29 protein-coding genes and 1 pseudogene are annotated in these 26,384 nt (G+C 63.3%); 17 read left to right on the top strand and 13 right to left on the bottom strand.

Annotation, left to right across the window (positions count from 1 at the left end; genetic code table 11):
• The first annotated feature begins 84 nt into the window (after window positions 1-84).
• From ctaD to ACVJGD_RS25055, 7 genes are all read left to right on the top strand, one after another.
• Entirely contained in the window at window positions 85-1,695 is a 1,611-nt protein-coding gene (gene ctaD, locus ACVJGD_RS25085; protein ID WP_456636814.1) for a cytochrome c oxidase subunit I, read from the top strand.
• Between the two features lie 71 nt (window positions 1,696-1,766).
• Entirely contained in the window at window positions 1,767-2,702 is a 936-nt protein-coding gene (locus ACVJGD_RS25080) for a heme o synthase (protein ID WP_456636813.1), read from the top strand.
• 18 nt (window positions 2,703-2,720) lie between these two features.
• On the top strand, window positions 2,721-2,885 hold the full coding sequence (locus ACVJGD_RS25075) for a CoxF protein (protein ID WP_454616405.1): 165 nt from the start codon (window positions 2,721-2,723) through the stop codon (window positions 2,883-2,885).
• Between the two features lie 12 nt (window positions 2,886-2,897).
• Window positions 2,898-3,539, top strand: coding sequence for a cytochrome c oxidase assembly protein (locus tag ACVJGD_RS25070; protein ID WP_456636812.1), 642 nt, complete (start codon window positions 2,898-2,900; stop codon window positions 3,537-3,539).
• Between the two features lie 49 nt (window positions 3,540-3,588).
• Window positions 3,589-4,485, top strand: coding sequence for a cytochrome c oxidase subunit 3 (locus tag ACVJGD_RS25065; protein ID WP_456636811.1), 897 nt, complete (start codon window positions 3,589-3,591; stop codon window positions 4,483-4,485).
• Between the two features lie 76 nt (window positions 4,486-4,561).
• Window positions 4,562-4,951, top strand: coding sequence for a DUF983 domain-containing protein (locus ACVJGD_RS25060; RefSeq protein ID WP_456636810.1), 390 nt, complete (start codon window positions 4,562-4,564; stop codon window positions 4,949-4,951).
• Window positions 4,948-5,712 carry an SURF1 family protein gene (locus ACVJGD_RS25055; RefSeq protein ID WP_456636809.1) on the top strand — a complete coding sequence of 255 codons (765 nt, stop codon included), beginning with the start codon at window positions 4,948-4,950 and terminating at the stop codon, window positions 5,710-5,712. Before ACVJGD_RS25060 ends, ACVJGD_RS25055 begins: the two co-directional genes overlap by 4 nt.
• Window positions 5,713-5,772: 60 nt before the next feature.
• On the opposite strand, the gene ACVJGD_RS25050 is transcribed toward ACVJGD_RS25055, so the two are convergent.
• The gene (locus ACVJGD_RS25050) at window positions 5,773-7,053 is read right to left on the bottom strand and encodes a histidine kinase (protein WP_456636808.1); all 1,281 of its coding nucleotides are present in this window, start codon (window positions 7,051-7,053) and stop codon (window positions 5,773-5,775) included.
• Between the two features lie 133 nt (window positions 7,054-7,186).
• On the opposite strand from ACVJGD_RS25050, the gene ACVJGD_RS25045 reads away from it, so the two are divergent.
• Entirely contained in the window at window positions 7,187-7,831 is a 645-nt protein-coding gene (locus ACVJGD_RS25045; RefSeq protein ID WP_456640362.1) for a response regulator transcription factor, read from the top strand.
• Window positions 7,832-7,954: 123 nt separating this feature from the next.
• Here the strand turns inward: ACVJGD_RS25045 and ACVJGD_RS25040 are convergent, their stop codons facing one another.
• Window positions 7,955-8,203, bottom strand: coding sequence for a hypothetical protein (locus tag ACVJGD_RS25040; RefSeq protein WP_456636807.1), 249 nt, complete (start codon window positions 8,201-8,203; stop codon window positions 7,955-7,957).
• A gap of 391 nt (window positions 8,204-8,594) precedes the next feature.
• Here ACVJGD_RS25040 and thrC point away from each other — a divergent pair.
• The 4 genes and pseudogenes from thrC to ACVJGD_RS25020 all read left to right on the top strand — a co-directional run bounded on the left by thrC (window position 8,595) and on the right by ACVJGD_RS25020 (window position 12,737).
• Window positions 8,595-10,014, top strand: a pseudogene (gene thrC, locus ACVJGD_RS25035) (threonine synthase).
• Window positions 10,011-11,300, top strand: coding sequence for a M16 family metallopeptidase (locus ACVJGD_RS25030; protein ID WP_456636806.1), 1,290 nt, complete (start codon window positions 10,011-10,013; stop codon window positions 11,298-11,300). Before thrC ends, ACVJGD_RS25030 begins: the two are co-directional and overlap by 4 nt.
• A gap of 95 nt (window positions 11,301-11,395) precedes the next feature.
• Window positions 11,396-11,983: a GNAT family N-acetyltransferase gene (locus ACVJGD_RS25025; protein ID WP_456636805.1), complete on the top strand. Its 588-nt coding sequence runs from the start codon at window positions 11,396-11,398 to the stop codon at window positions 11,981-11,983.
• Between the two features lie 106 nt (window positions 11,984-12,089).
• Complete coding sequence (locus ACVJGD_RS25020) at window positions 12,090-12,737, top strand: hypothetical protein (RefSeq protein WP_456636804.1); 648 nt, start codon at window positions 12,090-12,092, stop codon at window positions 12,735-12,737.
• A 194-nt stretch (window positions 12,738-12,931) separates the two neighbouring features.
• Here ACVJGD_RS25020 and ACVJGD_RS25015 read toward each other — a convergent pair whose 3' ends face one another.
• The 5 genes from ACVJGD_RS25015 to ACVJGD_RS24995 all read right to left on the bottom strand — a co-directional run bounded on the left by ACVJGD_RS25015 (window position 12,932) and on the right by ACVJGD_RS24995 (window position 15,519).
• A complete protein-coding gene (locus tag ACVJGD_RS25015; protein ID WP_456636803.1) occupies window positions 12,932-13,417 on the bottom strand; it encodes a F0F1 ATP synthase subunit B family protein in 486 nt (161 codons plus the stop codon).
• Window positions 13,417-13,986 (bottom strand): F0F1 ATP synthase subunit B family protein, encoded by a 570-nt coding sequence (locus ACVJGD_RS25010; protein WP_456636802.1) that lies wholly within the window; start codon window positions 13,984-13,986, stop codon window positions 13,417-13,419. The genes ACVJGD_RS25015 and ACVJGD_RS25010 overlap by 1 nt, the downstream gene beginning before the upstream one ends.
• Window positions 13,987-14,043: 57 nt before the next feature.
• Window positions 14,044-14,274 (bottom strand): F0F1 ATP synthase subunit C, encoded by a 231-nt coding sequence (locus tag ACVJGD_RS25005; protein WP_027537362.1) that lies wholly within the window; start codon window positions 14,272-14,274, stop codon window positions 14,044-14,046.
• 52 nt (window positions 14,275-14,326) lie between these two features.
• Entirely contained in the window at window positions 14,327-15,076 is a 750-nt protein-coding gene (locus ACVJGD_RS25000; protein ID WP_456636801.1) for a F0F1 ATP synthase subunit A, read from the bottom strand.
• A gap of 71 nt (window positions 15,077-15,147) precedes the next feature.
• The gene (locus tag ACVJGD_RS24995) at window positions 15,148-15,519 is read right to left on the bottom strand and encodes an AtpZ/AtpI family protein (RefSeq protein WP_225116915.1); all 372 of its coding nucleotides are present in this window, start codon (window positions 15,517-15,519) and stop codon (window positions 15,148-15,150) included.
• A gap of 272 nt (window positions 15,520-15,791) precedes the next feature.
• Between ACVJGD_RS24995 and ACVJGD_RS24990 the strand changes: the two genes are divergently transcribed.
• The 3 genes from ACVJGD_RS24990 to ACVJGD_RS24980 are packed head-to-tail and all read left to right on the top strand — an operon-like array spanning window position 15,792 to window position 17,467.
• On the top strand, window positions 15,792-16,415 hold the full coding sequence (locus tag ACVJGD_RS24990) for a DsbA family protein (RefSeq protein WP_456636800.1): 624 nt from the start codon (window positions 15,792-15,794) through the stop codon (window positions 16,413-16,415).
• 30 nt (window positions 16,416-16,445) lie between these two features.
• The gene (locus ACVJGD_RS24985) at window positions 16,446-16,970 is read left to right on the top strand and encodes a hypothetical protein (RefSeq protein ID WP_456636799.1); all 525 of its coding nucleotides are present in this window, start codon (window positions 16,446-16,448) and stop codon (window positions 16,968-16,970) included.
• Window positions 16,971-16,993: 23 nt separating this feature from the next.
• The gene (locus ACVJGD_RS24980; RefSeq protein WP_456636798.1) at window positions 16,994-17,467 is read left to right on the top strand and encodes a secondary thiamine-phosphate synthase enzyme YjbQ; all 474 of its coding nucleotides are present in this window, start codon (window positions 16,994-16,996) and stop codon (window positions 17,465-17,467) included.
• A 61-nt stretch (window positions 17,468-17,528) separates the two neighbouring features.
• Here ACVJGD_RS24980 and ACVJGD_RS24975 read toward each other — a convergent pair whose 3' ends face one another.
• The 6 genes from ACVJGD_RS24975 to ACVJGD_RS24950 all read right to left on the bottom strand — a co-directional run bounded on the left by ACVJGD_RS24975 (window position 17,529) and on the right by ACVJGD_RS24950 (window position 23,100).
• Window positions 17,529-19,154 (bottom strand): MFS transporter, encoded by a 1,626-nt coding sequence (locus ACVJGD_RS24975; protein WP_456640361.1) that lies wholly within the window; start codon window positions 19,152-19,154, stop codon window positions 17,529-17,531.
• Between the two features lie 389 nt (window positions 19,155-19,543).
• Entirely contained in the window at window positions 19,544-19,777 is a 234-nt protein-coding gene (locus ACVJGD_RS24970; RefSeq protein WP_456636797.1) for a hypothetical protein, read from the bottom strand.
• Window positions 19,778-20,009: 232 nt separating this feature from the next.
• Complete coding sequence (locus ACVJGD_RS24965) at window positions 20,010-20,333, bottom strand: hypothetical protein (protein ID WP_456636796.1); 324 nt, start codon at window positions 20,331-20,333, stop codon at window positions 20,010-20,012.
• Window positions 20,330-20,650 carry a hypothetical protein gene (locus ACVJGD_RS24960; RefSeq protein ID WP_456636795.1) on the bottom strand — a complete coding sequence of 107 codons (321 nt, stop codon included), beginning with the start codon at window positions 20,648-20,650 and terminating at the stop codon, window positions 20,330-20,332. The genes ACVJGD_RS24965 and ACVJGD_RS24960 overlap by 4 nt, the downstream gene beginning before the upstream one ends.
• A gap of 178 nt (window positions 20,651-20,828) precedes the next feature.
• Window positions 20,829-22,808, bottom strand: coding sequence for a sodium:solute symporter family protein (locus ACVJGD_RS24955; RefSeq protein ID WP_456636794.1), 1,980 nt, complete (start codon window positions 22,806-22,808; stop codon window positions 20,829-20,831).
• 13 nt (window positions 22,809-22,821) lie between these two features.
• Window positions 22,822-23,100, bottom strand: coding sequence for a DUF4212 domain-containing protein (locus ACVJGD_RS24950; RefSeq protein ID WP_456636793.1), 279 nt, complete (start codon window positions 23,098-23,100; stop codon window positions 22,822-22,824).
• Window positions 23,101-23,390: 290 nt separating this feature from the next.
• Here ACVJGD_RS24950 and ACVJGD_RS24945 point away from each other — a divergent pair, with 290 nt between their 5' ends.
• Together ACVJGD_RS24945 and ACVJGD_RS24940 are read left to right on the top strand one after the other, a co-directional pair.
• Window positions 23,391-23,999 (top strand): hypothetical protein, encoded by a 609-nt coding sequence (locus tag ACVJGD_RS24945; RefSeq protein ID WP_456636792.1) that lies wholly within the window; start codon window positions 23,391-23,393, stop codon window positions 23,997-23,999.
• A gap of 71 nt (window positions 24,000-24,070) precedes the next feature.
• The gene (locus tag ACVJGD_RS24940; RefSeq protein ID WP_456636791.1) at window positions 24,071-26,206 is read left to right on the top strand and encodes a DUF294 nucleotidyltransferase-like domain-containing protein; all 2,136 of its coding nucleotides are present in this window, start codon (window positions 24,071-24,073) and stop codon (window positions 26,204-26,206) included.
• The last annotated feature ends 178 nt before the right edge of the window (window positions 26,207-26,384 follow it).

Here is a 26,384-nt window from a genome sequence, read left to right as displayed (position 1 = left end):
GCCCGAGGGGCGGGCTTCGCGCTTCGGAATAAGGGCGATGGGACCGCAAAGGTCCAAAAGGGACTTGGCTTAAGGATCTAGGACATGGCAACAGGCGCAGCGACACACGATCACGCCCATGATGATCACGGCCATCCGACCGGATGGCGCCGCTATCTCTACTCCACGAACCATAAGGACATCGGCACGATGTACCTTATCTTCGCGGTCATTGCGGGCATCATCGGGGCCGCGATGTCGATCGCGATCCGCGCCGAGCTGATGTATCCGGGCGTGCAGATCTTCCACGAATCCCACACTTACAACGTGTTCGTGACCTCGCACGGCCTGATCATGATCTTCTTCATGGTCATGCCGGCGATGATCGGCGGGTTCGGCAACTGGTTCGTGCCCCTGATGATCGGCGCGCCCGACATGGCGTTCCCGCGCATGAACAACATCTCGTTCTGGCTGTTGCCGGCCTCCTTCGCGCTGCTCTTGATTTCGACCTTCGTCGAGGGCGAGCCGGGCGCCAATGGCGTCGGCGCCGGCTGGACCATCTACGCGCCGCTATCGACCTCGGGCCATCCGGGACCGGCGGTCGATTTCGCGATCCTGTCGCTGCACCTGGCCGGTGCGTCCTCGATCCTGGGCGCGATCAACTTCATCACCACGATCTTCAACATGCGCGCGCCCGGCATGACGCTGCACAAGATGCCGCTGTTCGTGTGGTCGATCCTGGTGACGGTGTTCCTGCTGTTGCTGTCGCTGCCGGTGCTCGCCGGCGCCATCACCATGCTGCTCACCGACCGTAACTTCGGCACGGCTTTCTTCGCGCCCGATGCCGGCGGCGATCCGGTGCTGTTCCAGCACCTGTTCTGGTTCTTCGGTCATCCCGAAGTGTACATCCTGATTCTGCCCGCGTTCGGCATGATCAGCCAGATCGTCTCGACCTTCTCGCGCAAGCCGGTGTTCGGCTATCTCGGCATGGCCTATGCGATGGTCGCGATCGGCGGCATCGGCTTCGTGGTGTGGGCTCACCACATGTACACCGTCGGCATGTCGTCGGCGACGCAGGCTTATTTCGTGGCCGCGACCATGGTGATCGCGGTGCCGACCGGCGTGAAGATCTTCTCGTGGATCGCCACGATGTGGGGCGGCTCGATCGAGTTCAAGGTGCCGATGATCTGGGCGATCGGCTTCATCTTCCTGTTCACGGTCGGCGGCGTCACCGGTGTCGTGCTGGCGAATGCCGGCGTCGATCGCGTGCTGCAGGACACCTACTACGTGGTGGCGCATTTCCACTACGTGCTGTCGCTCGGCGCCGTGTTCGGCATCTTCGCGGGCTGGTACTACTGGTTCCCGAAGATGTTCGGCTACATGTACAGCGAGACCATCGGCAAGCTGCACTTCTGGTTCACCTTCATCGGCGTGAACCTGGTGTTCTTCCCGCAGCACTTCCTCGGTCTCTCCGGCATGCCGCGCCGCTATGTCGACTATCCCGATGCGTTCGCGGGCTGGAACCTGGTCTCCTCGGTCGGCTCCTATATCTCGGGCTTCGGCGTGCTGATCTTCATCTATGGTGTGATCGACGCCTTCGTCCGCAAGGAGCAGGCCGCCGCCAACCCGTGGGGCGCCGGCGCCACCACGCTGGAATGGACGCTGTCCTCGCCGCCGCCCTTCCACCAGTTCGAGGTGCTGCCGCGCGTGCAGTAGTTAAGAAACAGCGGCGCGCCCTTCACGGGCGCGTCGCGCTCTCTAGCTTGCTTTAAGGGAACGAGACCATCGTGTCGGTTGTCGATCACCACGCCATCGAGTTGCCGCGGATCTCCGAGGCCGAGGTCGGCGACTACATCGCGCTGTTGAAGCCGCGGGTAATGTCGCTGGTGATCTTCACCGCGCTGGTCGGCCTGATGATCGCCCCTGGCCAGTTCCATCCGGTGCTGGCCTTCACCTCGATCCTCTGCATCGCGGTCGGCGCCGGCGCCTCCGGTGCGCTGAACATGGCCTATGAAGGCGATATCGACGCCCTGATGACCCGCACCGCCAACCGGCCGATCCCGCGCGGCCGCATCACAAGTGGAGAAGCCACCGCCTTCGGCCTGACGCTGGCGTTCTTCTCGGTGATGACGCTCGGCATCCTCGTCAACTGGCTCGCGGGCGCGCTGCTGGCCTTCACGATCTTCTTCTACGTGGTGGTCTACACGATGTGGCTGAAGCGCTGGACCGCGCAGAACATCGTGATCGGCGGCGCCGCCGGGGCGTTGCCGCCGGTGGTGGCCTGGGCCGCGGCAACCGGCTCGTTGTCGGTTGAGCCCGTGCTGTTGTTCCTGATCATCTTCTTCTGGACCCCGCCGCATTTCTGGGCGCTGGCGCTGTTCCGCAGCGACGACTACGCCCGCGCCGGCGTGCCGATGCTGCCGGTGGTCGCCGGTCCCGATGCGACACGGCTGCAGATCCTGCTTTACACGATCGTGCTCGTTGCGGTCGCGGTGGCGCCGTGGCCGCTCGGCTATTTCGATGCCATCTATGGCGTCGCCTCGCTGCTGCTCGGGACGGGCATGCTGTGGCTTGCGGTCGACGTTTATCGCCGTCGCGAGGGCAAGGAAGCCAATCGCGCCTGCCGCAAATTGTTTGCTTTCTCCATCCTTTATTTGTTCGCGCTGTTCGCGACCTTGCTGATCGAGGTTGCCTTCCGCACCGTTGCATCATGGATCGGGTAGGGGGCGCATGGGCACGCAATGGATGACAAACGCGAGCCAGAGGGAATTGTCCTTACCGAGGCGCAGCTCAAGAGCCGCCGCCATCGTTCGATCGCCATTGCGCTCGCGCTCGGCGTGCTGGTCGTGCTGTTCTTCGCGGTCACCCTGGTCAAGGGCCCGGCCGTCCTGGTGCGGCCGATCTGAGATGTGATCGAGATGGCGCAAGAGACCACCACGCCCAAGCCGCCGAGCACGAGCCAAAAGGTGTCGCGCCGCGCGCTGACGCGTGACGCGATGGTCGCCTCGATCTGCGGCTTCGTCGTCGTGCTGATGGTCGGTGCGGCCTACGCCGCCGTGCCGTTCTACAACTGGTTCTGCCGCGCCACCGGCTTCAACGGCACCACTCAGGTCGCGACCTCGGCGCCGGCGGAAGGACCGCTCGCCCGCAAGATCGAGGTGCGCTTCGATGCCAATGTCGCGCCGGGCCTGCCCTGGAAGTTCGAGCCCGAGCAGAACGCTGTCGAGGTCAAGATCGGTGAGGTCGTCACCGTCTTCTACACCGTGACCAACCAGTCGGCGCGGACCACGACGGCGCAGGCGGCCTATAACGTCGCGCCGCTGACGGTCGGGGCCTATTTCCAGAAGATCAACTGCTTCTGCTTCACCGAGCAGACCATGGCGCCGGGCGAGAAGCGCGAGATGCCGGTGGTGTTCTACGTCGATCCGGCGCTGGCCGCCGACCACGAGAACGACAGCCTGAAATCGATCACCCTGTCCTACACTTTCTATTCCGTGCGCGATCCGTCTCCGAGGCCGGTGGCCTCCGGCGAAGGCGACAAGCGCAAGGGCAATCTTTGAATTTCTGAGACGAATACGTGCCTGACGGCACGCGAACGGAGAGAACGCAATGGCTGAGGCGCACGTCAAGCATCACGATTACCACCTTGTCGATCCGAGCCCGTGGCCGGTGGTCGGCTCGATCTCGGCCTTCGTCATGTGCTTCGGCGCCATCGGCTGGATGCACCACATGTTCACGGGCGCGCCGATCGTGTTCGGCATCGGCGTGATCGGCGTGCTCTACACCATGGCGAGCTGGTGGGGCGATGTGATCCGCGAAGCCCAGTACAAGGGCGACCACACCCGCGTCGTGCAGCTCCATCACCGCTACGGCATGATCCTGTTCATCGCCTCCGAGGTGATGTTCTTCGTCGCCTGGTTCTGGGCGTTCTTCAACGCCGCGCTGTTCCCGGCCGACGCCGTCCATGCCACCCGCGACGCGGTGTTCGGCTGCGGTCCCGGCACCGCTGCCGGCGCCTGCGCCGTGCCCGGCACCTGGCCGCCGAAGGGCATCGAGACCTTCGATCCCTGGCACCTGCCGCTGCTCAACACGCTCCTGCTGCTCACCTCCGGCACCACGGTGACCTGGGCCCACCATGCGCTGCTCGAGAACGACCGCCAGGGCCTCAAATACGGCCTGATCCTGACCGTGCTGCTCGGCGCGGCGTTTACTTGCGTGCAGGCCTATGAATACGCCCACGCGACGTTCTCGTTCGGCGGCAATGTCTACGGTTCCGTCTTCTTCATGGCGACCGGCTTCCACGGCGCCCACGTGATCATCGGCACCATCTTCCTTTTGGTCTGCCTTTTCCGCGCCTATGCCGGCCACTTCACGCCGAAGCAGCACCTCGGCTTCGAGTTCGCCGCCTGGTACTGGCATTTTGTCGACGTGGTCTGGCTGTTCCTGTTCATCTGCATCTACGTCTGGGGCCGCGGCGCCGAAACCATGGCGCACGCCGCGCACTAGCCCGCAGCGATGTGCTAAAAGGGGCGGCCAGACGGCCGCCCTTTTGTTTTCCGCAAGTGAAGATCGAACGCCACTGATGCCTGCCGACACTCCCCCGACGATCACCGAGAGCGCGCTCCGCGGCATTGCCTGCCGCTGCCCGCGCTGCGGCAAGGGCAAGCTCTATGCGGGCTTCCTCACGCTCGCTCCGCGCTGCGAGAGTTGCGGATTGGACTATGCCTTCATCGATTCCGGTGACGGGCCGGCGATCTTCATCATCATGCTGGCAGGCGCGATCGTCGTCGCCTGCGCCCTGATCGTGGAGGTCAAGTACCAGCCGCCGTTCTGGGTGCATGCGGTGCTCTGGCTGCCGTTGATCGTGGTCACCACCTTGCTGCCGCTGCGTTCGATGAAGTCGCTTCTGATCGCGCTCCAGTTCCACCACAAGGCGGCGGAGGGCCGGCTGATCAAGCGCGAGCAGAAATGACCGCACCACCCTCGCACCAGCGCGGTGCCGCCGGCTTCGGCATTTTCACGTTGATCCTGGTAGTGGTGTTCGCAGGCCTCGGGATCTGGCAATTGCAGCGCCGGGTCGAGAAGCATGCCCTGATCGCGGCCCTCAACGAGCGCCTGGCAGCGGCGCCCGACGCGCTGCCGCAGCCTTCGCAATGGGGCGCGCTCCGCCCGGTGAGCGACGAATTCCGCCGCGTCACGCTCACGGCGACCTATGCGAAGCTGCCGGATGCGATGGTGTTCAGCTCCGGCTCCGCGGTCCGCGACGACATTTCCGGTCCCGGCACCTGGGCGTTTCTCCCGGCGCGCCTGCCTGGTGGCGAGATCGTGGTGGTCAATGCCGGCTTTGTGCAGAACACGATGCAGGATCGTGCCCAAGAGGACCGCGCGGTTGCTCCGCTGATCACAGGCGAACCGGTCAAGCTGACCGGCTATCTCCGCTTTCCTGAGGCCGCCGGCTCGCTGACGCCGAAGGAAAGTCCGGCAAAGCGCCTGTGGTTCGTGCGCAATCATCTCGCGATGGCCGCCGCGCTCGGTTGGGGCGAGGGCAGGTCGATCGCACCCTTCTATATCGATCTGGAGTCGCCCGTGCCCGACAGCGGCATTCCGAAGCCCGGACCGCTGAAGGTCAATCTCAAGGACGACCACATGCAATACGCCATCACCTGGTTCACGCTCGCCGTTGCGGTGCTGATCGCGTTTGCATTGTGGATGCGCGGCCAGCGCCGCGCCTAGAGCATGCAACCGCAGCCCCGTAGCCCGGGTTGCGCTGCGCTCCAACCGGGCTACGGGCGATCAGCCAAGCGCGCCGTCGACCGGCAGGTGGCAACGTACAATGGTCCGTCCGTCTTCGCGCACCAGCTCGAGCGTGCCGCTGAGCGCGCGCGCCCGTTCCTGCATCCCGGTCAGGCCGCGGCCGAAGACGCAGTCCTTGGGAAAGCCGATACCGTCGTCGGATACCTCCACGGTCAGCTCCGCCGATTTCATCGACGCTTCCACGGTGACCGAGCTGGCGCGGGCGTGGCGCAGCACGTTGGTGATGCTCTCCTGGATCACGCGATAGACGGTCTGCGAGAGCAGACCCTCGATCGCATTCAGCCTGTCGTCGATGTGCGAGACGAGCTTGAGCCCGGGCGCCTGCGCGCGGGCGTACTGCAGCAAGGTCTCGATGCTCTTCTGCAGCCCCAACTCCTGGATGTAGAGCGGCCGCAGCCGGTCGAGGATGCGGCGGTTGGCCTGCTGCAGCGCCTCGACCGATTGCAGGATGCCCTCGGCGGAGGCGGCAAGCGGCGCCTCGCCTTGCGGGATCGCTTCGAGCAACGCGACCGTCTTGGCGCGAATGCCGAAGAAGAGCGGTCCGAGTTCGTCGTGCAGTTCGCGCGCCATATCGCGCCGCTCGTCGTCTTGCAGCGAGACGATCCGGCGCAGCAGGCCTCGATTGTCCTGGCTGAGCTGGCTCAGCGTACGGGCAAGTTCGTTGGCCTCTTCCGCGCTTTGGCGGATCTCGGGCGGGCCCGACGGGCGAATGAACTGCTCATAATCGCCCCCGCGCATGCGGGTGAGGCCCTGGCCGAGATCCTGCAGGGGACGCAGCACGGCGCCAGCGGTGAAAGAGGCGATAAAACCGGTGAGCAGGGTCAGCGCGACCGCGGAGACCGTGATCGCAACAAAGCCGATCCACTTCTCGAAAATATCGGCCGACAGGTCGGGCGAGAAAATGATCTCGCCGACCTGCCTTCCTTCGATCCGGATGGGAAACGATGCCCCCACCTCCGGTATCGTGAGCAGGTTCACGAACCATCTCGGCACCCGTCCGATCGGGGTTCGCACCTCGACCGGCGGCTGCAGCGGCTGGCTTGCACCAGCGGGTTGGAAGCGGACGGCTTCGGACGTCCCTAACGCTTGGGCAAAGGCATCCAGCGTCGCCTGCGGGTTGGCCGACGTCCGAAGCGCGCTGTTGAGCGCGTCGGCAACCACCATGGCCGAACGTGAGGCCGCCGCGCCCTCGTCCGACAGTTGCGCCGGCGCGAAAAGCTGCAGCGAGATCGCTCCAACTAGGAGCGCGGCTACGAACATGATACCGAGCGGGAGGAAGAACCGCGTCCGAAGCGAACACCTATTCCACATTTGGATAATTCTAATTCGCTCCGGTGGTTTTCCCTTTTCACGGGTTCCCGGGGATTTATGTTCTGGATACACAATGCAAGTGATGCAAGATAGGCCGAAACCGGCCACAAGAATATTGATTGTCGACGACCACCCGGTGGTGTTGTCCGGGTGCAGATCGCTATTCGCTTCCGACAGTTCGGTAAAGATCGAGGAAGCCACTGACGCCAAGTCGGGTCACCGGGCCTATGTCAGCAAGAAGCCCGATGTTACCGTGATCGACATCAACCTCCCGGATGTTTCCGGCTTCGAGTTGATGCGCCGGATTCGCAAGGACGATCCGGAGGCCAGGATCATCATGTTCAGCATGAACGACGATCCGGCCTTCGTGGTCCGCGCGGTAGAGGCCGGCGCACAGGGCTATGTCTCGAAGACCGACGATCCCAGGGTGTTCGTGAAAGCCGTCCGCAGGGTCGCCGCAGGGGACAATTTCATTTCGCCGCATCTTGCCGAGGCCGTGACCTTTTCGGGCGCCGCCATCAAGGCCAATCCGGCCTCGCTGATGTCGCCACGCGAACTGGAGATCCTGCGGCTGCTCGGCCGGGGCGACAAGATCGGCGAGGTCGCCGCGGCGCTCAGCATCTCCTACAAGACGGTTGCCAACACCACCTCGCTCCTGAAGCAGAAACTCGGCGCCAAGAATCATTCCGACCTGATCCGTATCGCCGTCGAAATGGCACTGGGCTGACTTTATCGCCTGCGGAACTGGTCGCGCCTGAAGGCGCGACCGTTCTCATCGCTTGCATTCGCCTCTGCCGGGGCAATTCGGGAACAGCAGGGCTACGCAGGCGATTCCTAGTACCGGCGATTCCTAGTAATAGCGGCGGTGACGCCAGCCGTAGTGATGCCCGCGCCCGCGATACCAGCCGTAATGATGCCCGCGGCCACCCCTGTGCCCCCATCCGTGTCCATGCCCCCAGCCGTGTCCGTGCCCGCCCCTGATCTGGATCAGCGTGTCGTTCGTGGACATCGGCGCAATGCCGAGCCTTGCCGAAGCCGATGCAGTCAAGCCCAGCAGTGACACCACAAGCGCAGCGCCGATCAACAGTATCCGTTTCATCTTCTTCCTTTCCTCTAATGTGCCGGAGCGTCGGCGGCGTCGCCGATCGGTGCTCCCCTTGCCTCGACGGCGGACATAAACGGGAAGAAGCGGCAATGGTTCCGGCGGGTTTTTGCCGGTAGGTCGTCGAATACGAGCGCTATGGAGGCGCCCGAGAAAGGCGGCAATCGTTGCGAAGCCGTCGACGGGTCAGCGCATCTCTGCGCATGTGGCGGTGCGCCTTCGACAGGCCGACCGGCCGGCCGCGCCTTGCGGCAGCGCCGCACAAGAAGCGGTTTCCCCTTGGGGCGAAAACCCTTTATGGTGGTTTTTCGAGTCCGCGTAGCGCGAACTCGATAAATTCCATGATATCAAAGGCTTAAGATAAAGGCTTGAGCCTTTGGAGGGCGGTTTGACGCGGTATGTTTCGACCCGGGGAGAGGCCCCGGCTCTCGGTTTCTGTGATGTGATGCTGACCGGGCTCGCCCGCGACGGCGGCCTGTATGTGCCCGAAAGCTGGCCGGTTCTGTCGCGCGAAACCATCGCCGGCTTCTTTGGACGGCCCTATTGGGAAGTCGCGGTTGATGTCATCAGGCCGTTCGCGGGCGGTGAGATTTCCGATCCCGATCTCGGCCGCATGGCGAACGAAGCCTATGCGACGTTCCGCCATCCCGCCGTCGTACCGCTCGACCAGATCGGCCCGAATCAATTCTTGCTGGAGCTGTTCCACGGCCCGACGCTGGCGTTCAAGGACGTCGCGATGCAGTTGATCTCGCGGCTGATGGATCACGTGCTGGCGAAGCGTTCACAGCGCACCACGATCGTGGTCGCGACATCAGGCGATACCGGCGGCGGCTGCGGTCGAGGCCTTTGCCAATCTCGAAAATGTCGACCTCGTCGTGCTGTTCCCGCAGGGGCGCATCTCCGACGTGCAGCGGCGGATGATGACGACGACCGGTGCAGCCAACATCCATGCGCTGGCGATCGAAGGCACCTTCGACGATTGCCAGGCGATCGTGAAGGGGCTCTTCAACCATCACGATTTCCGCGACGCCGTATCGCTGTCGGGCGTGAACTCGATCAACTGGGCGCGTGTCGTGGCGCAGGTGGTCTACTATTTCACCTCAGCGGTTGCGCTCGGCGCGCCGGCCCGGGTGGTGGATTTCACGGTGCCGACCGGCAATTTCGGCGACATCTTTGCAGGCTACGTTGCCAAGCGCATGGGCTTGCCGATCCGGTCCTTGCGCATCGCGGCCAACGTCAACGACATCCTGCCGCGCACGCTGAAGACGGGCATCTACGAGGTGCGCGAGGTTCACGCCACGACCTCGCCGTCAATGGACATCCAGGTGTCCTCGAATTTCGAACGGCTGTTGTTCGAGGCAAGCCGACGCGACGCAGACAGCGTGCGGCGGCTGATGGACTCCCTGAAGCAGTCCGGCCGCTTCGTGTTGCCGGCTGCGACGCTGGCGGCGATCCGCGAGGAGTTCGACGCAGGCAAGGCCGACGAGACCGAGACTGCGGCAGCGATCCGCGCCGCCTGGCGCGAGGCCGGGGATCTCGTCGATCCCCACACCGCGGTGGCGCTGGCGGTCGCCGACCGCGACAGCGCCGATTCGAGGATTCCCAATATCGTGCTGTCGACCGCGCATGCGGCCAAGTTCCCCGATGCGGTGGAGGCCGCCTGCGGGGTGCGGCCGCAATTGCCGGCCTGGCTCGATGGATTGATGACCAAACCCGAACACCTCAAGGTGATGAAAAGCGATCAGGCGGAAGTCGAAAAGTTCGTATTGTCGGTGAGCCGCGCCGCCAAGCAGGGAGTAACCGGATGAGCGTTGAGGTCACCAAGCTGCCATCCGGATTGACCATCGTCACTGACACCATGCCGCATCTGGAGACGGCCGCGCTCGGCGTGTGGGCCGGCGTCGGTGGACGCGACGAGCAGCCGAACGAGCACGGCATCTCGCACCTCCTCGAGCATATGGCGTTCAAGGGCACGACGCGGCGCTCCTCGCGCGAGATCGTCGAGGAGATCGAGGCCGTGGGCGGCGATCTCAACGCCGGCACTTCGACCGAGACCACGGCCTATTACGCGCGGGTGATGAAGGCGGACGTTCCGCTGGCGCTCGATGTGCTTGCCGACATCCTCGCCAACCCCTCCTTCGTGCCTGATGAACTCGAGCGCGAGAAGAGCGTCATCGTCCAGGAGATCGGCGCGGCACAGGACACGCCCGACGACGTCGTGTTCGAGCACCTGAACGAGCTCTGCTATCCGGACCAGCCGATGGGCCGTTCGCTGCTAGGCACTGCCAAGACGCTGAAGGGGTTCGATCGCGACATGCTGCGGGGCTACCTCGCAACCCATTACCGCGGGCCTGATATGGTGATCGCGGCCGCCGGCGCGGTGGACCACAAGCGGCTCGTCGAAGAGGCCGCGCAAAGGTTCGCAAGCTTCGATGCGACGCCTGCGCCAAAGCCGCTGCCGGCGATGTTCGGCCAAGGCGGTTCCCGCGTCGTGCACCGTGACCTCGAACAGGCGCATCTGACGCTGGCGCTGGAAGGCGTGCCGCAGACCGACCTGTCGTTGTTCTCGCTGCAGGTGTTCACCAACACGCTCGGCGGCGGGATGTCGTCGCGGCTGTTCCAGGAGGTGCGGGAGAAGCGGGGCCTGTGCTACTCGATCTACACCTTCCACGCCCCTTATAGCGATACCGGCTTTTTCGGCCTCTACACCGGCACCGATCCGTCGGATGCGCCGGAAATGATGGAAGTGATCGTGGACGTGATCAATGAGGCCGTGGAGACCCTGACGGAGGCCGAGGTCGCCCGCGCCAAGGCGCAAATGAAGGCGGGGCTGTTGATGGCGCTGGAGAGTTGTTCCTCTCGCGCCGAACAGTTGGCACGCCATGTGCTAGCCTATGGCAGGCCGCTGACGGTGGACGAGCTGGTGAGCCGGATCGATTCGGTAAGCGTCGAATCGACCCGCAATGCAGCCCGTGCGCTGCTCGCGCGCAGCCGGCCCGCGGTGGTGGCACTCGGCAGCGGCAGAGGTCTGGACACGGCAGTGTCTTTTGCGGAAGGATTGACTCGGTCGAAGGCGAAGACGCTCCTGCACTAGGGCATGATCCGGAAAAACGGTTTCCGGTTTTCCGAAAAGATCATGCCCAAACAGATAGACAGGCAGCCCCGATAGCGGGCAGGGAGTTCAAGGGCATGGCCCTGTTTCGTTTGCCATCCAGCGGACCGGCCGCACTGATGCCGCGCGGTCAGGGCCTGCTGCTACGCGCGCCGCAAATGTCCGACTTTCCGCAATGGGCGCAGTTGCGCGAATCGAGCCGCGCCTATCTCACTCCCTGGGAGCCGATCTGGCCGTCCGATGATCTGACCCGGGCGGGCTTCCGCCGCCGCCTGCGCCGCTACGCCGAAGACATCGCCGCCGACCGCTCCTATCCCTTCATCATCTTCCGCGAAGTGGACGGCGTGATGATCGGCGGCATCACGCTTGCCAATGTCCGTCGTGGCATCGTGCAGGCCGGCACCATCGGCTATTGGGTCGGTGAGCCCCATGCGCATCGCGGCTACATGACCACGGCGCTCCGGGTGCTGTTGCCCTCGCTGTTCGGAGAGCTCAGTCTGCACCGTATCGAGGCCGCCTGCATCCCATCCAACGCGCCCTCGATCCGCGTCCTGGAGAAATGCGGGTTCACCCGCGAGGGCCTGGCGCGGCGCTATCTATGCATCAATGGCATCTGGCAGGATCACCTGCTGTTTGGCCTGTTGCATGAGGATTTCCGGGGTTAGCACCCGGGTTCCTCGCGCCTCGGTTAGCGCCCTGGTTAGCGCCTTGGGTTCGCCGCCATTGCGCTGCTATAACGCCGCCCGGGAAATGGGATGGCAGGGATTTCGCATGGCAAGACATCGTGTGATCAGGGCCGCGTTCGCCTCTGTGGTGGCGACTGCGCTTGGTTGTGGCACCCTGGCCGCGCCAGCGGCCGCACAGTCATTGACCGATCGCTTCAAGAGCCTGTTCGGCGGCGGCAAGTCTGAGGAGCCGGCGGAAAAGCCGGCGGCGCCGGCCGAGGGTCCGAGCAACGAATCGGACGTCCTCTGTCCGCCGGTGGCGATCCGGTCCGGCGCCTCGACTTACGCGGTGGGGGCGCCCGGCAAGGAGCCGGTTGGCAGTGATCTGCGGTTCCAGGCGACGATCACCCGCACCGCGCGCGAATGCGCGCTCAATGGCGGCGAGATCACGGCGAGGATCGGCATCCAGGGCCGGGTCATCGTTGGTCCCGCCGGCGCCCCGCCGACCGTCCAGGTGCCGCTGCGCGTCGCCGTGGTGCAGGGCGGCGTCTCGGAAAAGACGATCGCAACCAAGGCCTATCAGACCACGGTGACGATGAGCGAATCCGGCAGCGAGCCCTTCACGCTGGTGGCCGAGGACATGACCTTTCCGGCGCCGTCGGCCGATGTTGCCGAGAACTACATCTTCTATATCGGTTTCGACCCGCAGGCCCTGAAGCCCGAGCCAAAGCCGAAGGCGGTGCGGAAGAAGTAGCGGAGGCTGCGTGGCCAGCACGCCGAACTCGTCATACCCCGCGAAGGCGGGGTATCCAGTACGCGGCGGCTTCTCGGCTCAATCACTGGTGTCGCGGGTTACTGGATCGCCCGCCTTCGCGGGCGATGACATCGGATAGCAAAAAAGCCGGCGCGATCGTCTCGCGCCGGCTTTTTGATTTGCGTTGAGACCGCTCAGTTCAGCTTGGAGCGAACCTCGGCGATTCCCTTCGCCAGGAGGTCGTCGGCGATGGAACCCTTGACCGACTGCGACAGGATGGTGGACGCAGCCGTCACGGCGGCATCCGCCGCGGCGGCACGGACATCCGCCAAAGCCTGGGCTTCGGCGAGCGCAATCTTGTTCTCGGCGGTTTTGGTCCGCCGCGCGACAAAATCTTCCATCTTGGTTTTTGCCTCGGCCGCGATGCGTTCGGCATCCGCCTTGGCGCTCGCGACGATCTCCTCGGCCTCGCGCTCGGCAGTCGAGCGTTTGGCCTTGTATTCGGCGAGCAGCTTTGCGGCCTCTTCCTTCAGACGGCGGGCGTCGTCGAGTTCGGCCTTGATGCGTTCGCTGCGGTGGTCCAGCGCCTTCAGCACCGTGCGATGGATGCCGAGATAGGCAAACACCACCATCAGGATGACGAAGGCGATCGCAACCCAGGTTTCCGGTTCGGTGAGCATCAGGCTTGTCCCTTCAGCGAGGCGTCGACGGCGCTGTTCACCGCAGTGCCATCCGGCGCCACGCCCGTGAGCCGCTGCACGATCGCGGTCGCCGCATCCGCCGCGATGCCGCGGACATTGCTCATCGCCGCCGCCCGCGTCGCCGCGATGGTTTTCTCGGCGTCGTGGAGCTTGCCTGCGAGCTTGTCCTCCAGCGCCTTGCGTTCGGCTTCGGAGGCCGCGTTCAGCTTCTCGCGGGTCTCTGCACTGATGGCCTGAGCGCGGGAGCGCGCGGCCGCCAGGTCGTTCTCATAAGCCTTCAGCGCAGCGGCGGACTCGTCCTTGAGCTTCTGCGCTTCCGCCAGGTCACCCTCGATCATGTTCTGGCGCGCTTCGATCACGCCGCCGACACGCGGCAGCGCGAAACGCGACACGATGATGTAGAGCGCGACAAAGGCGATGGCCAGCGACACCAGTTGCGAGGCGAAGGTCGACGAATCGAACGGAGGAAAACCTCCGCCGTGGCCGCCATCGGCTTCGGTGTGGGCGCCGGCCTTCTGGCCTGATATTTCGCCATGACTCTCAGCCATGGAGTTCTCCTGTAGCTGTCACGGACGCCGCCCGCAGGCGGCGCAAGAGTGTGCCGCTCAGAGCGGAACGAACAGCAAGAGCAACGCGATCAGCAGCGAGAAGATGCCGAGCGCTTCGGTCACGGCGAAGCCGAAGATCAGGTTGCCGAACTGGCCCTGGGCGGCCGACGGATTGCGCACGGCCGCGGCAAGGTAGTTGCCGAAGATGACGCCCACGCCGACGCCCGCACCGCCCATGCCGATGCACGCGATGCCCGCGCCGATAAGTTTAGCTGCTGCCGGTTCCATAGTGTACTCCTTGGAGAGAAAGTCAGATGTGGGTGGAAATTCCCCGGACCGCTCAGTGTCCCGGATGAATGGCGTCGTTGAGGTAGATGCAGGTCAGGATCGCAAACACATAGGCTTGCAGGAAGGCGACCAGCAGTTCGAGGGCGGTCAGCGCGACCGTGAGTGCCAGCGGCATCACGCCGCCGAGCCAGCCGACGGCGCCCAGCGAGACGCCGAGCATCGCGACGAAACCCGCGAACACCTTCAGCGCGATATGGCCGGCCAGCATGTTGGCGAACAGACGCACGCTGTGCGAGACCGGCCGCAGGAAGAACGACAGGATCTCGATGAACATGACCAGCGGCAGGATGTAGATCGGAACGCCGGACGGCACGAAAATCTTGAAGAACTTCAGTCCGTTCTTGTAGACGCCGTAGATCAGGACGGTGAAGAACACGAGCAGCGCAAGCGCCGCGGTGACGATGAGATGGCTCGAAACCGTGAACGTGTAGGGGATGATGCCCACGAGGTTCGACACGCAGATGAACATGAATAGCGAGAAGATCAGCGGGAAGAACTTCATGCCTTCCGCGCCGGCGGTGCTGCGGATGGTGCTGGCGACGAATTCGTAGGAGATTTCGGCGACCGACTGCAGACGCCCGGGAACCAGTTGCCGACCGCTGGCGAGCATCAGCACCGAGATCACCGCCACCGCGACGAACATGTAGAGCGATGAGTTGGTGAAGGCGATCGTGTGATTGCCGATATGGCCGATCGTGAAGAGAGGTTCGATGTTGAACTGGTGGATCGGATCGATTTTCATCCGCGCGGCTCTTGGTCCCCCGGCTTACCCGCCGGCAATCGAATTACAGATGTCGTGACTTCCGCCAGTGCTCAGCGCTTGCCTGAGGCTACGCGCGCAGACCTCACCACGTTGACCACGCCGGCAGTGAAGCCGAGCAGCAGGAACACGATGAGACCGAACGGCGATGTCGACAGCAGACGGTCGAATCCCCAGCCAATCACCGCCCCGACGACAACGCCCGCGACCAATTCCGAGGAAAGGCGGAAACCGAGCGCCATCGCGGAAGCTCTGGCGGCACCGTCTCCGCTTTCAGTTCCGGATTGATCAGTCCTGATTTTGCGGCTGTCGCGTATTTCGGACAACCGATGATCCAGACTTCCGAGCCTTGCGGAAAGCGCAGCTTCGTCGGACGACGACTGGTCGCGATTTCCACTTGCGTTGTCGTTTTTGTTTTCCGCCATGCGGCAGACACTAAACGATGCTGCGGTTGATGGAAATTGCGCCGCCACCCTCAAAAGCCGCGCGGACCATACTTACCGTGTCCGATCAAGTCAAGATTGCGTAACAACCAGTTAGTGCATTGATTCGACTGCACTTATTTGGAGTTATTCCAGATGTCTGCGACCTGTCATCGCATCGCAACAGCCGGCATTCAGGCCGTGGCGGTCTTGCGCCGGTCCGGACGCTCTGTTGGGATGCATGCATCGTCGCACCAATCCCGTCCGGAGCCGTCATGTCGCGCCAGGTCGATTACTACTTCTCGTTTCAATCTCCCTGGGCCTATATCGGCGACCGGCCGTTCCGCGATCTCGTCGGCAGCTTTGATCTCAAGGTGAACTATAAGCCCGTGGTGCTGGTCGACCTGTTCTCGGAGACCGGCGGACTTCCGCTTCTGAAGCGCCACCCGGTCCGGCAACGTTATCGGATGGTGGAACTGCAGCGCTGGCGCGACCGGCGCGGATTGCAGTTTCATCTCAAGCCGGCGCACTGGCCGTTCAATGCCCGCCTCGCCGATGGCGTGGTCATCGCCGCAATCGAGGCGGGGCTCGATCCCGATCCTTTGCTCAAGCGCGGTTTTGTCGCGGTCTGGGAAGATCAGCTCGACCTCGCCGATCCTGCGACCGTAGCGCGGCTCTCCGACGAATCCGGCCTGCCCGGCAGCAAGCTGGTGGAACGTTCCGCCTCGGAGGCAATCAGCGCGGCCTATGAGCAGAATCGCCAGGATGCGATAACGGCCGACGTGTTCGGGTCGCCGGCCTATGTGCTCGATGGCGAGGTGTTTTGGGGGCAGGATCGGCTGGATTTGCTGGCCGATGCATTGAAGTCGGGCCGGCCGCCCTATACGTCGGATGTATAGGCCAACCTTTCCTGAGGCGGGAGCAAGCCGATGCGCCAGGCGATGTCGTCCTCGAAAGTCCTCACTGCCCTAACCGGTGTGGCGTTGAGCCTGGGCCTGAGCGGCGCGGCCTTTGCTCAATCCCGGCCGGATACCGAGAACGGTCGTTACGCGCTGTCGACCACCGCCGATGGCGTGCTGCGGCTCGACACCAGGACCGGCACGGTCTCGACCTGCAACAATAATGCGGGTGCGGGCTGGGCCTGCTATGCCATACCCGACGAGCGCGCCGCGATGGACGCGGAAATCGGCCGGCTGCAGGCCGAGAACGAAAAGCTCAAGGCCGAGCTCGCGCAGCGCGATCCGACCATCACCGGCAAGACCGACGAGGCGCTGCCGAAATCGGACTCGCTGAAGAAGGGCGAGCCGAAGGTCGCGGAGGGTGGACGCAGGATCGAGATTCCATTGCCGAGCGATCAGGATATGGACCGCATGATGTCGTTCCTCGAACGCGCCTGGCGCCGCCTGGTCGAGATGGCCAACCGCGTGCAGCGCGACGCGTCGGGGAAGATTTGATTCCTCCTACGACGGTTTCGCTCATGACCTCGACCCGATCGCTCTCGCGCAGCGCCCCATCAACCGTCAGTGCCACCACCATCGTGTCGTCGCTGCTGACGGTGCACACGCCGGGCGTCGGCTTCACCAACCTCACCTCGGAGGTCGCAAAATTCCTGCGCGAGGCGTGCGGGGCGGAGGGGCAAGTGACGCTGTTCATCCGTCACACCTCGGCGTCGCTGACCATCCAGGAGAATGCCGATCCGACCGTGCTTGAGGATCTCCAGACCGTGCTGCGCCGCCTGGCACCCGAGAATGGCGGATGGCGCCATGACACCGAAGGTCCCGACGACATGCCGGCGCACATCAAGACCATGCTGACGTCCACCTCACTGCAGGTTCCGGTGCTGGATGGCGAACTTGCGCTCGGCACCTGGCAGGCGATCTACCTGATCGAGCATCGCGCCAGGCCGCACCGGCGCGAGGTCGTGCTGCAGTTCGTTGGCAGCACGAAATAAAACAAATCGGCCGCGGATCGCTCCGCGGCCGATCGAGCAAGCGCTGGTAGCGCGCTTCGTCTCAGGTCTTGCTGATATCGACGTCCTTGGTCTCGGGCAGGAAGAGGAACCCGACCACCGCGGTGATTGCCGCGAAGATGATCGGGTACCAGAGGCCGGCATAGATGTCGCCGGTAGAGGCCACGATCGCGAAGGCGGTCGCGGGCAGCAGGCCGCCGAACCAGCCGTTGCCGATATGGTAGGGCAGCGACATCGAGGTATAGCGGATGCGGGTCGGGAACAGTTCGACCAGCATCGCGGCGATCGGGCCGTAGACCATGGTGACGAAGATCACCAGGATGAACAGCAGCCCGATCACGGCCGCAACCTGCGGGCGGAAGATGTCGAAGGGATGCGACATCTTCACGATACCGGCGTCACCCGTCTTCGGATAGCCGGCCGCCTGGATCGCCGCCAGGACCGCCGGGTTGGAGCTCTTGGCGTCGGCGTACGGCACTTCCTTGCCGTTGACGACGACCTTCACGCCGGAGCCGGCCGGGCCGTAGGTCGTCGAATACTTCACCGACGACTGCGCGAGGTAGGCCCGCGCGGTGTCGCAAGGCGCGGTGAAGACGCGGGTGCCGACCGGGTTGAACAGGTCGCCGCAGCCCTTGGGATCGGCCACCACTTCGACCTTGGTAGCTTCGATCGCCTTTTCCAGCGCCGGGTTGGCGTTGGTGGTGATCATCTTGAAGATCGGGATGAAGGTCAGCGCCGCGATCGCACAGCCGGCGAGGATGATCGGCTTGCGGCCGATCCGGTCGGACAGCGCACCGAACACGATGAAGAAGCCGGTGCCGAACACCAGCGACCAGGCGATCAGGAGGTTGGCGGTATAGCCGTCGACCTTCAGGATCGATTGCAGGAAGAACAGCGCGTAGAACTGGCCGGTGTACCAGACCACGCCCTGGCCCATGGTGCCGCCGATCAAAGCGAGCAGCACGATCTTGGCGTTGCTCCAGTTGGCGAAGGCTTCCGTCAACGGCGCCTTGGAGCTCTTGCCCTCGTCCTTCATGCGCTGGAACACCGGCGATTCGTTCAGCCGCAACCGGATCCAGACGGAGATGCCGAGCAGCAGCACCGACACCAGGAACGGAATGCGCCAGCCCCATTCGGCGAAGGCTTGTTCGCCGGTCGCGGTACGCGTGAACAGGATCACGATCAGTGAGAGGAACAGGCCGAGCGTCGCGGTGGTCTGGATGAATGAGGTGTAGTAGCCGCGCTTGCCCTGCGGGGAGTGCTCGGCGACATAGGTTGCCGCACCGCCATATTCGCCGCCGAGCGCCAGGCCCTGCAGCAGGCGCAGCGCGATCAGGATGACCGGCGCGGCGATGCCGATGGTCGCGGCGTTGGGCAACAGGCCGACGATGAACGTCGACAGGCCCATGATCAGGATGGTCACAAGGAACGTGTATTTGCGGCCGACGATGTCACCGACGCGGCCGAACACGATGGCGCCGAACGGACGCACCAGGAAGCCGGCGGCGAAGGCAAGCAGGGCGAAGATGTCGCGGGTTGCCGGCGGATAGGCGGAGAAGAACTGCGCGCCGATGATGCTGGCCAGCGATCCGTACAGGTAGAAGTCGTACCACTCGAAGACGGTACCGAGCGAGGAGGCAAGGATGACGAAGCGTTCGTCCTTCGTCATGCCGGCGGGACGCGCCGGGGTCATCGTTGTTGCCGTCATTGAATGCTTCCGCTCCCTGTTAGATTGTGTCGATCTGCCTGTCTTCTTGAAATGCGTTGTCTGTGGCAGATCGACGCGCAATTTGTCAGCGGTTTCACCTACATGTTTGGCAGGCACGCCCCAATAGTACTTTCGGCTGGCAGGAGTTCCATCAACTCGTCAGACGCAGACCTTGCGCGTGGGCGGCCTCTCACTTGCGCAAGTGTTGGGCGACGCCGGTTGAAGAGAGGAAAATGCATTTTCGCGTGACAGCCGAAGGTCTTAGAAAATGTTCGCCGTCTCGGGCTGCGCCCTGCAGCTCAAATAAGAGTGCAAACAATTTGCCTCGTCGCGCCTTTTCAAATTTCAGACTAAAGTCCAATGATGGAGAAGGCCAACGCGACCGTCCACATCACGATGGAGATGATCGCGGTCCAGCGCGCAAACAGCAGATAGGTCTCCCGCATCACCGCTGAAATCGTCTTCTGCGCATGGGCTTGGGGCGGACGGAGCTCCTTGGGAAGATAGAGCCACATCTCGGTCCGGCGGTGATCCTTGGATCGCGCCTCTCGGGCCTTGAAGGCGAGCACAAGCGTCATTGTCATGCTCAGAAAACCTCCCGCCTGAAAGGCGGCGCGCGGGAGGAAGGACATGCCGATCATCACGCAGAAGATAGCCAACGAGGCGAACCCGCACGCGCGCAACACAGTCTCATAGGCGATACGGCGCACCTCTTCCATGAGCCGCCACTCCGTTGACAAAGAGTATCTGCCACCTCAGCTTGAGCGGGCGAGCCTAGCGCCGGCGCAGCCAGCCCTCAACACTGCGCACCAACGGTTACAGCCCGATCTTGAGAAAGTTCCCGACCGCGGGAAGCGCCAGAATTGCGGTGCCTGCCAGCCATATCCACAGCGAGACACTGTTTGACTCGTCGGCACCGGTGATCCGTTCGTAGATCGCCGCCGGAATCCCGCCGAGAATGACGGTGGCGGTGGAAACCATCAGCGATGCGAACATCAGCGTCAGCGACAGGCTTCCAAACAGCAAGGGGCCGGCGAGCATCTGCACGTACAGCAGCGTGAAGATCAGCGAGAGCTGGTTGAATATGCCGTTGATCATTCCGAAGAACGCAATTCCGATGAAGTAGAAATTGCGGCTCATGGTGCCGCTCCGCCGAGTCGTGGGGCGAGCTTGAACAGCAGCAATGTGTAGTGAAGCGCGACCCGCAGCCAGAACAGCCAGACAAACCCGAACAGCCAAAGTACCACCGGAGGAGTGACCCTCGGTGTCACCACCGCGACGACCGCGATGACGGGATCGGTGATGCGGCAAAAGAACCGCCAGATGTAGTTGGGCGAGTCCGCATCGACCATCAGGCCAAGCAGGACGCGGCCAAGCAATGTGTACATCAACGCCGCCAGAAGGAAATTGGGCAGATGGAAGTACCAGTATGCAGCAAGTGACGTTGCACTATCCAAGGACGTTTCTCCTCGCAGCCGGGCCGCATCGCGGTGGGACGAGCAACTCAACTTTCGCAACGAGCCTCTTGCGCAACAATGGCAAGGGCAGCGTGTCCGGGCAAGACGGCCATTGCGCGTCAAACAAAGACGGGGCCCTGAAGGGCCCCGTCTGCCGACCGTGAACCGTCACGACGTCTCAGGTGGTTTTTTCCTCAAGCACCGTCCTGCCTCGCGGCCTTCTGATATCGTCGACGTAGGCCTGCATTTCCCTCGACGGCTCCCTACCGAGCTTGCTGACGACATAGATGACCAGGAAGCCGAGCGGAGCTCCCAACAGTCCGCAGGCGATGTTGGTAAGGTCGAACCAGCCAACCTTGTTCGCCAGCGGGTGCGCGAGCGTCGGGAAGCTTTCCATGGCGTTGGGCAGCGCCATGGCTTTGGCAATATCGACCACCGGCGCTCCCGTCAGCGGGTTGGTCAGTGCCGTCATGCCGAAATACTTCACGCCCGCGCCCGGGAAATACCTGGTCGTCACCAGATAGAACAGGCAGAGTCCGAAGCCGGCAATGATGCCGCAGATCGCACCCGTCGCCGTCGTGCGTTTCCACCAGACGCCCATCACGAGGGCCGGGAAGTTGCCTGCCATCGCAAGCGAGAACGCCCAGCCGACCATGGCCAGGATGTCTGCCGGCTTGGTGGCGGCCGTCGCAGCCGCGATTACGGCAACGCCCACGAGCAGAACGCGCGCCACGGTGAGACGGCGAATGGTGGGCGCGTTGGGGTCGATCATCTTGTAATAGATGTCGTGCGACAACGCGTTTGCGATGGCGAGCAGCAGCCCGTCAGCGGTGGACAACGCTGCGGCGAGGCCGCCGGCCGCTACCAGACCCGAGATCACATATGGAAGGCCCGCGATTTCCGGCGTGGAGAGCACGATCACGTCCGTGTTGATGACGAAGTCTTGCAGCCGCACCACGCCGGGATGTCCGGCGATCGCCTTGCAGGCCGCAACGACGGCATCGATGTTGGCCGCGTTCTTGCCGCAGATCTGGATCAGCCCAAGCTCGCCCCAACTGAACAACCATGGGCGAATGGCCGTCAGGTCCCTGCCGATGATGTTGGTATAGACTTCCAGTTTCGAGAAGGCCGCGTAGGCCGGCGCCGAGAAGTACAGCAGGAAGATGAACAGCAGCGACCACGCCACCGACTGGCGCGCCTCACGCACAGATGGGGTGGTGAAATAGCGCATCAGGATATGCGGCAGTGACGCCGTGCCGACCATCATGCACATGATGATCGCGAAGAAGTTGAGCGGGCTATAGTTGATGAAGGGCTGGATATGCGGCTTGAGCGTCGCGGCCGTGGCCAGACCCGCCCCCAGCATCTGCTGCTCTCGCGCGGTAATGTCCGCGATCGCCTGCCCATAAGTGAGTTGCGGGATCGGAACTCCGTATTTCATGGTGGACAGGATCACGATCGGCGTCAGATAGGCGACAATCAGCACGATGTACTGCGCGATCTGCGTCCAGGTGACCGCCCGCATACCGCCCAGCATGGCGCAAAGCAGGATTCCGACCAGACCCGCGAACACCGCGAGTTCGAACTGCATGCCGAGGAATCGCGATGCGATAAGGCCGGTGCCGTAAATCTGCGCCGTCACATAGGTGAAGGAGCAGGCAACGAGCACGATCACGCCGAGAAACCGTGCAAAATTGCCGCCGTAACGGAACGACAGGAAGTCGGGCACCGTATAGGCGCCGAACTTGCGCAGATATGGTCCAATCAGGATGGACACCAGCACAAAGCCGCCGGTCCATCCAAGCACCCAGGCAAGGCCGTCATAGCCAAGCAGGAAGAGAGTGCCGGCCATGCCGACGAAGGATGCCGCCGACATCCAGTCGGCGCCTGTTGCCATGCCGTTGTAGAACGCAGGGACGCGCCGGCCGGCGACATAATACTCCGAGACCTGGGCGGTTCGCGTCATGATGCCGATAATGGCGTAGACCGCGAGCGTAAAGAATACGAACAGGTAGCCGAGGATCTTGTTGGGAACGCCGACCTGCTCGAGAACGGCAAGCAACAAGATGAATGCGAGGAATCCACCTGTGTAGGTGCCGTACATCTTGCCGAGATTCTTGATGAAGTCCGAGGTGCTGGTAGCGGTTTGTGTGGCCATGATCTCCTCCCCCTCAATCGTCCTCAGCAAAATCGAATTCGCGGTCGATCTTGTCCTGCTGCTTCGCAAACACGAACAGCATGACCACGAACACGATCAGCGATCCCTGCGCCGCCATATAGAAGCCGAGCGGAAAACCGAGGATCGGGATGACGATCTTGTTGAGTGGCACCACGAACATGTGGATGATGAAGCCGAAGAAGAACCAGATGCCGAGATGCGTGAACATCAGGCGCGAGGTCTTCGCCCAGTGCGCTACTTCTCTCTCTTTCATGCTTGGTGAGTCGGCCATGGGTTGCAATTCCTCCCTCAAAAACCGGTCCGCAAATGCGCCGGGATTGAACGGTTGAGGGATTGCAATCCCATCAGTGCGGCATCCCCCGCGCCGCGGCTCCACCGGTCTTGTGCCAGTTTAGGAGTGATTCAGGCTAACATCGCAAATGGTCAGGGCCTAATTAGACTTTCGGCGGGTAAGATTTATTGCGACTGCTAACAACGATGCTGCGTTGGAAACATTGCGCTTTGCAGGCACGGGCCGAGGAGCGAAAGTAGCTCCGGCCGGTTTGGCAGGATCAGGCTGCGATGAAGCTGTTCGAAAAGTTGTTTCGTCCCCGTCCGCCGATTCGCACCCGGCAGGAGCTCGCCGATTTCATCGACGCGCAATCCGCCTTCATCGTGCAAAAGGGAATCTTCGAGTATTCGCGCGCCCGCGCCGGGCACTACGCCAAGGTCCTGTTCGCCGAGGAGCGGTTTGCCAAATCGGTTGAGCATTCGCGCTGGCAGGCGTTTCCGCTGGGCCTTTCGATGGTCGGCGAGATGGTCGATGGGGTGTTGCGGCCGCACGCCGCGATGCAGCGCCGCGCGGTTCTCGACCAGCTCATCCTGGTCGTGCTCTCGGTCTTCGACCGGTATCCGGTGCCGCCGTCGATCGGCGAGGTCACATGGCTGGAGGCTCGACGCGAACTGGAGCATCGGCTCGATCTGGTTGGCGGGTATGCGCCCAAGCGCGTGATGGACATTCCCGAGCCGCTGGCGGAAATCTATTTTTCCATGATGCCGATCCACGAAAAGCTGCGTGGACGGGACTTCCAGACGACGCGCAACTACCTGCGCGTCAGTCTGTGCAACATCCATGACGAATTGGTCGATCGCATCGATGCGGCTGCGGTGACCAGCGCGCTGTTGAAGTAGAACCGCCCGGCCTCTGCCGATGCCCGGTTTGTCGACCGGCTTCGCATGGCCCGGCTCTGAGGGGAAAGTCCATGGACAGGACGAGTGGCGCTGCCCCGCTTCTGTCGCTCGACGCCGTTGTCATCGATGCCGAAACCACCGGGCTCGATCCACGCAAGGCGCGGGTGATCGAGCTTGCCGGCGTGCGTCTCTCAGCCGGAAAGCTGGTCGATGGCGGCTCGTTTCGTCAATTGCTGCGGCCGGCCGATCAGCCGATCCCGATCGAGGCGACCCGCGTTCATGGCATCGACGATGCGACCGTCGCTGAATCGCCGTTGTTCGTGGATGTCTGGCCGCATTTCGAAGCGTTTCTCGGTCGGACCATCGTAATCGGGCACATGATCGGTTTCGATCTCGCGGTGCTCAAGCGCGAATGCGATCTGGCGGGCTTGCCATGGTCCCGGCCTCGAACGCTCGATACCAGGCTGCTTGCCGAGATAGTCGCGCCGGAGCTGGGCGGATATGAGCTGGAGAACCTCGCGGTCTGGCTTGGCGTCGACGTGGCCAAGCGGCATTCCGCGCTCGGCGATGCGATCACGACGGCGCGGATATTCCTGGGGCTGGTGCCGAGATTGCGCGAGCACGGTATCCGTACCATTGCCGAAGCTGAACGGGCCTGTCGCGCGCTCACCGCAGTGCTCGACGATCAGGTGCGGCTTGGCTGGATCGAGGCGGTCGACGCGACGGCCCGGATCGATGCAGAGCGGACGCTGAGGCGCTTCGACGCCTACGCCTACTGCCACCGCAACCGCGACATCATGCGGACGCCGGCGATCTTCGTCCCGTCGGAGGTCCCGCTGATCGATGCCCTGGCGCGAATGGCGGGCGAAAAGATCTCGGCTTTGTATGTGCGCGGGCCTCCTTCAGACCCGGACGAAACCAGGGCGGTTGAGGCGGGGATCGTCACGGAGCGCGACGTGCTGCGGGCGATCGCGCGGCTCGGCGCTCCAGCGCTCGAACTGCCGGTTGGTGAGATCATGAGCAGGCCGCTCGATTCGGTTCCTGCGGATGCGTTTGTCTACGTCGCCATTAGCCGAATGAATCGTCTCAAGATCCGCCATCTCGGCGTTGTCGATGACGCCGGCCGCGTGGTCGGTGCATTGTCCGCGCGGGACCTGCTGCGCCTGCGGGCCGGGGAGGCGATATCGCTCGGGGACGAGATCGAGGATGCCGAGGACGCCCGCGCGCTTGCGGTTGCCTGGGCGAAGCTGCCGCGGGTGGCGGAGGTGCTCTTGGCGGAAGGATTGTCCGGCCGTCAGATCGCGGAAGTGATTTCCAGCGAACTCTGCGCCCTCTCCCGCCAGGCCGCCGTGATCGCCGAGCGGCTCATGCGGGAGCGCGGCGACGGCGAGCCTCCGATGCCATATGCATTACTCGTGCTCGGGTCCGCCGGACGCGGCGAAAGCCTGCTGGCGATGGATCAGGACAATGCGGTGATCTTCGAGCAAGGCGAACCCGGAGGCGATGAGGATCGCTGGTTCGCGGCGTTCGGGGCTCTCGTCGCGGACATTCTGCATGAGGTCGGTGTGCCCTATTGCAAGGGCGGCGTGATGGCGAAGAACGCGCCTTGGCGCGGTTCCGTCGCGACGTGGCGCGAACGCATCGACAACTGGATCACGCGCTCTGATCCCCGGGATTTACTGTCCGTCGATATCTTTTTTGATCTGCGTGCCGTCCACGGCGACGGCAACCTTGCGGTCGTCGTGAGGCAGCACGCTTTCGCGGCAGCCGAGGGGCAGGTCGCGTTTGCCAAGCTGCTGGTCGAGGGCATCCAGATTCCCACGAGCCTCAAACTCCTGGGTGGTATCCGCACCGAAGGCGGCCGCATCAATCTCAAGGCGGCCGGGCTTTTCGGTGTGGTCGCCGCCGCGCGCGCGATGGCGATCCGCTACCATGTGATGGACCGGTCGACATCGCAGCGACTCGCTGGCGTGAAGGCGCTGGTTGGCCATGGCGAGACCGATCTCGATGCGCTTGTCGAGGCCCACGGCGTCTTTCTCGAGCTGATCCTGTCTCAGCAGATCGAGGATATTGCCCATGGAACTCCGCCCTCCAATATTGTTTCCGTGAAGCGATTGTCGGCTCGCGACCGCGATCGACTGAGGACGGCGCTGCACGCGGTCACGGCGATCCATGACCTAACCCGCGGCCTGCTGTTCAAGGATTGAGGGTGAATGCCCATTGTTGCGCTGCAGCATCCCTGCAAACATCCTTGCAATTGGCGCCTGTATTAACTGCCTTGCGATTCCGAGTGGAAGGTTGCCTTGCAAGACAGTTCCTGTCAGTGGACAATTGAATTGCTGTTTGATCAGCAACGAGTTGTATGCTTACCCGATTTCTCGTCGG

It is taken from the genome of Bradyrhizobium sp. USDA 10063, from assembly GCF_054063735.1.
Note: the sequence above shows the minus strand (reverse complement) of the source record. Positions and strands in the feature narration are given on the sequence as shown.

What these genes read in the sequence shown, in the direction of transcription:
- ctaD (WP_456636814.1), top strand. Translation starts at nt 85, where the DNA reads ATGGCAACAGGCGCAGCGACACACGATCACGCCCATGATGATCACGGC.
- ACVJGD_RS25075 (WP_454616405.1), top strand. Translation starts at nt 2,721, where the DNA reads ATGGATGACAAACGCGAGCCAGAGGGAATTGTCCTTACCGAGGCGCAG.
- ACVJGD_RS25070 (WP_456636812.1), top strand. Translation starts at nt 2,898, where the DNA reads ATGGCGCAAGAGACCACCACGCCCAAGCCGCCGAGCACGAGCCAAAAG.
- ACVJGD_RS25065 (WP_456636811.1), top strand. Translation starts at nt 3,589, where the DNA reads ATGGCTGAGGCGCACGTCAAGCATCACGATTACCACCTTGTCGATCCG.
- ACVJGD_RS25060 (WP_456636810.1), top strand. Translation starts at nt 4,562, where the DNA reads ATGCCTGCCGACACTCCCCCGACGATCACCGAGAGCGCGCTCCGCGGC.
- ACVJGD_RS25055 (WP_456636809.1), top strand. Translation starts at nt 4,948, where the DNA reads ATGACCGCACCACCCTCGCACCAGCGCGGTGCCGCCGGCTTCGGCATT.
- ACVJGD_RS25050 (WP_456636808.1), bottom strand. Translation starts at nt 7,053, where the DNA reads ATGTTCGTAGCCGCGCTCCTAGTTGGAGCGATCTCGCTGCAGCTTTTC.
- ACVJGD_RS25045 (WP_456640362.1), top strand. Translation starts at nt 7,187, where the DNA reads ATGCAAGATAGGCCGAAACCGGCCACAAGAATATTGATTGTCGACGAC.
- ACVJGD_RS25040 (WP_456636807.1), bottom strand. Translation starts at nt 8,203, where the DNA reads ATGAAACGGATACTGTTGATCGGCGCTGCGCTTGTGGTGTCACTGCTG.
- ACVJGD_RS25030 (WP_456636806.1), top strand. Translation starts at nt 10,011, where the DNA reads ATGAGCGTTGAGGTCACCAAGCTGCCATCCGGATTGACCATCGTCACT.
- ACVJGD_RS25025 (WP_456636805.1), top strand. Translation starts at nt 11,396, where the DNA reads ATGGCCCTGTTTCGTTTGCCATCCAGCGGACCGGCCGCACTGATGCCG.
- ACVJGD_RS25020 (WP_456636804.1), top strand. Translation starts at nt 12,090, where the DNA reads ATGGCAAGACATCGTGTGATCAGGGCCGCGTTCGCCTCTGTGGTGGCG.
- ACVJGD_RS25015 (WP_456636803.1), bottom strand. Translation starts at nt 13,417, where the DNA reads ATGCTCACCGAACCGGAAACCTGGGTTGCGATCGCCTTCGTCATCCTG.
- ACVJGD_RS25010 (WP_456636802.1), bottom strand. Translation starts at nt 13,986, where the DNA reads ATGGCTGAGAGTCATGGCGAAATATCAGGCCAGAAGGCCGGCGCCCAC.
- ACVJGD_RS25005 (WP_027537362.1), bottom strand. Translation starts at nt 14,274, where the DNA reads ATGGAACCGGCAGCAGCTAAACTTATCGGCGCGGGCATCGCGTGCATC.
- ACVJGD_RS25000 (WP_456636801.1), bottom strand. Translation starts at nt 15,076, where the DNA reads ATGAAAATCGATCCGATCCACCAGTTCAACATCGAACCTCTCTTCACG.
- ACVJGD_RS24995 (WP_225116915.1), bottom strand. Translation starts at nt 15,519, where the DNA reads ATGGCGGAAAACAAAAACGACAACGCAAGTGGAAATCGCGACCAGTCG.
- ACVJGD_RS24990 (WP_456636800.1), top strand. Translation starts at nt 15,792, where the DNA reads ATGTCGCGCCAGGTCGATTACTACTTCTCGTTTCAATCTCCCTGGGCC.
- ACVJGD_RS24985 (WP_456636799.1), top strand. Translation starts at nt 16,446, where the DNA reads ATGCGCCAGGCGATGTCGTCCTCGAAAGTCCTCACTGCCCTAACCGGT.
- ACVJGD_RS24980 (WP_456636798.1), top strand. Translation starts at nt 16,994, where the DNA reads ATGACCTCGACCCGATCGCTCTCGCGCAGCGCCCCATCAACCGTCAGT.
- ACVJGD_RS24975 (WP_456640361.1), bottom strand. Translation starts at nt 19,154, where the DNA reads ATGACGAAGGACGAACGCTTCGTCATCCTTGCCTCCTCGCTCGGTACC.
- ACVJGD_RS24970 (WP_456636797.1), bottom strand. Translation starts at nt 19,777, where the DNA reads ATGACAATGACGCTTGTGCTCGCCTTCAAGGCCCGAGAGGCGCGATCC.
- ACVJGD_RS24965 (WP_456636796.1), bottom strand. Translation starts at nt 20,333, where the DNA reads ATGAGCCGCAATTTCTACTTCATCGGAATTGCGTTCTTCGGAATGATC.
- ACVJGD_RS24955 (WP_456636794.1), bottom strand. Translation starts at nt 22,808, where the DNA reads ATGGCCACACAAACCGCTACCAGCACCTCGGACTTCATCAAGAATCTC.
- ACVJGD_RS24950 (WP_456636793.1), bottom strand. Translation starts at nt 23,100, where the DNA reads ATGGCCGACTCACCAAGCATGAAAGAGAGAGAAGTAGCGCACTGGGCG.
- ACVJGD_RS24945 (WP_456636792.1), top strand. Translation starts at nt 23,391, where the DNA reads ATGAAGCTGTTCGAAAAGTTGTTTCGTCCCCGTCCGCCGATTCGCACC.
- ACVJGD_RS24940 (WP_456636791.1), top strand. Translation starts at nt 24,071, where the DNA reads ATGGACAGGACGAGTGGCGCTGCCCCGCTTCTGTCGCTCGACGCCGTT.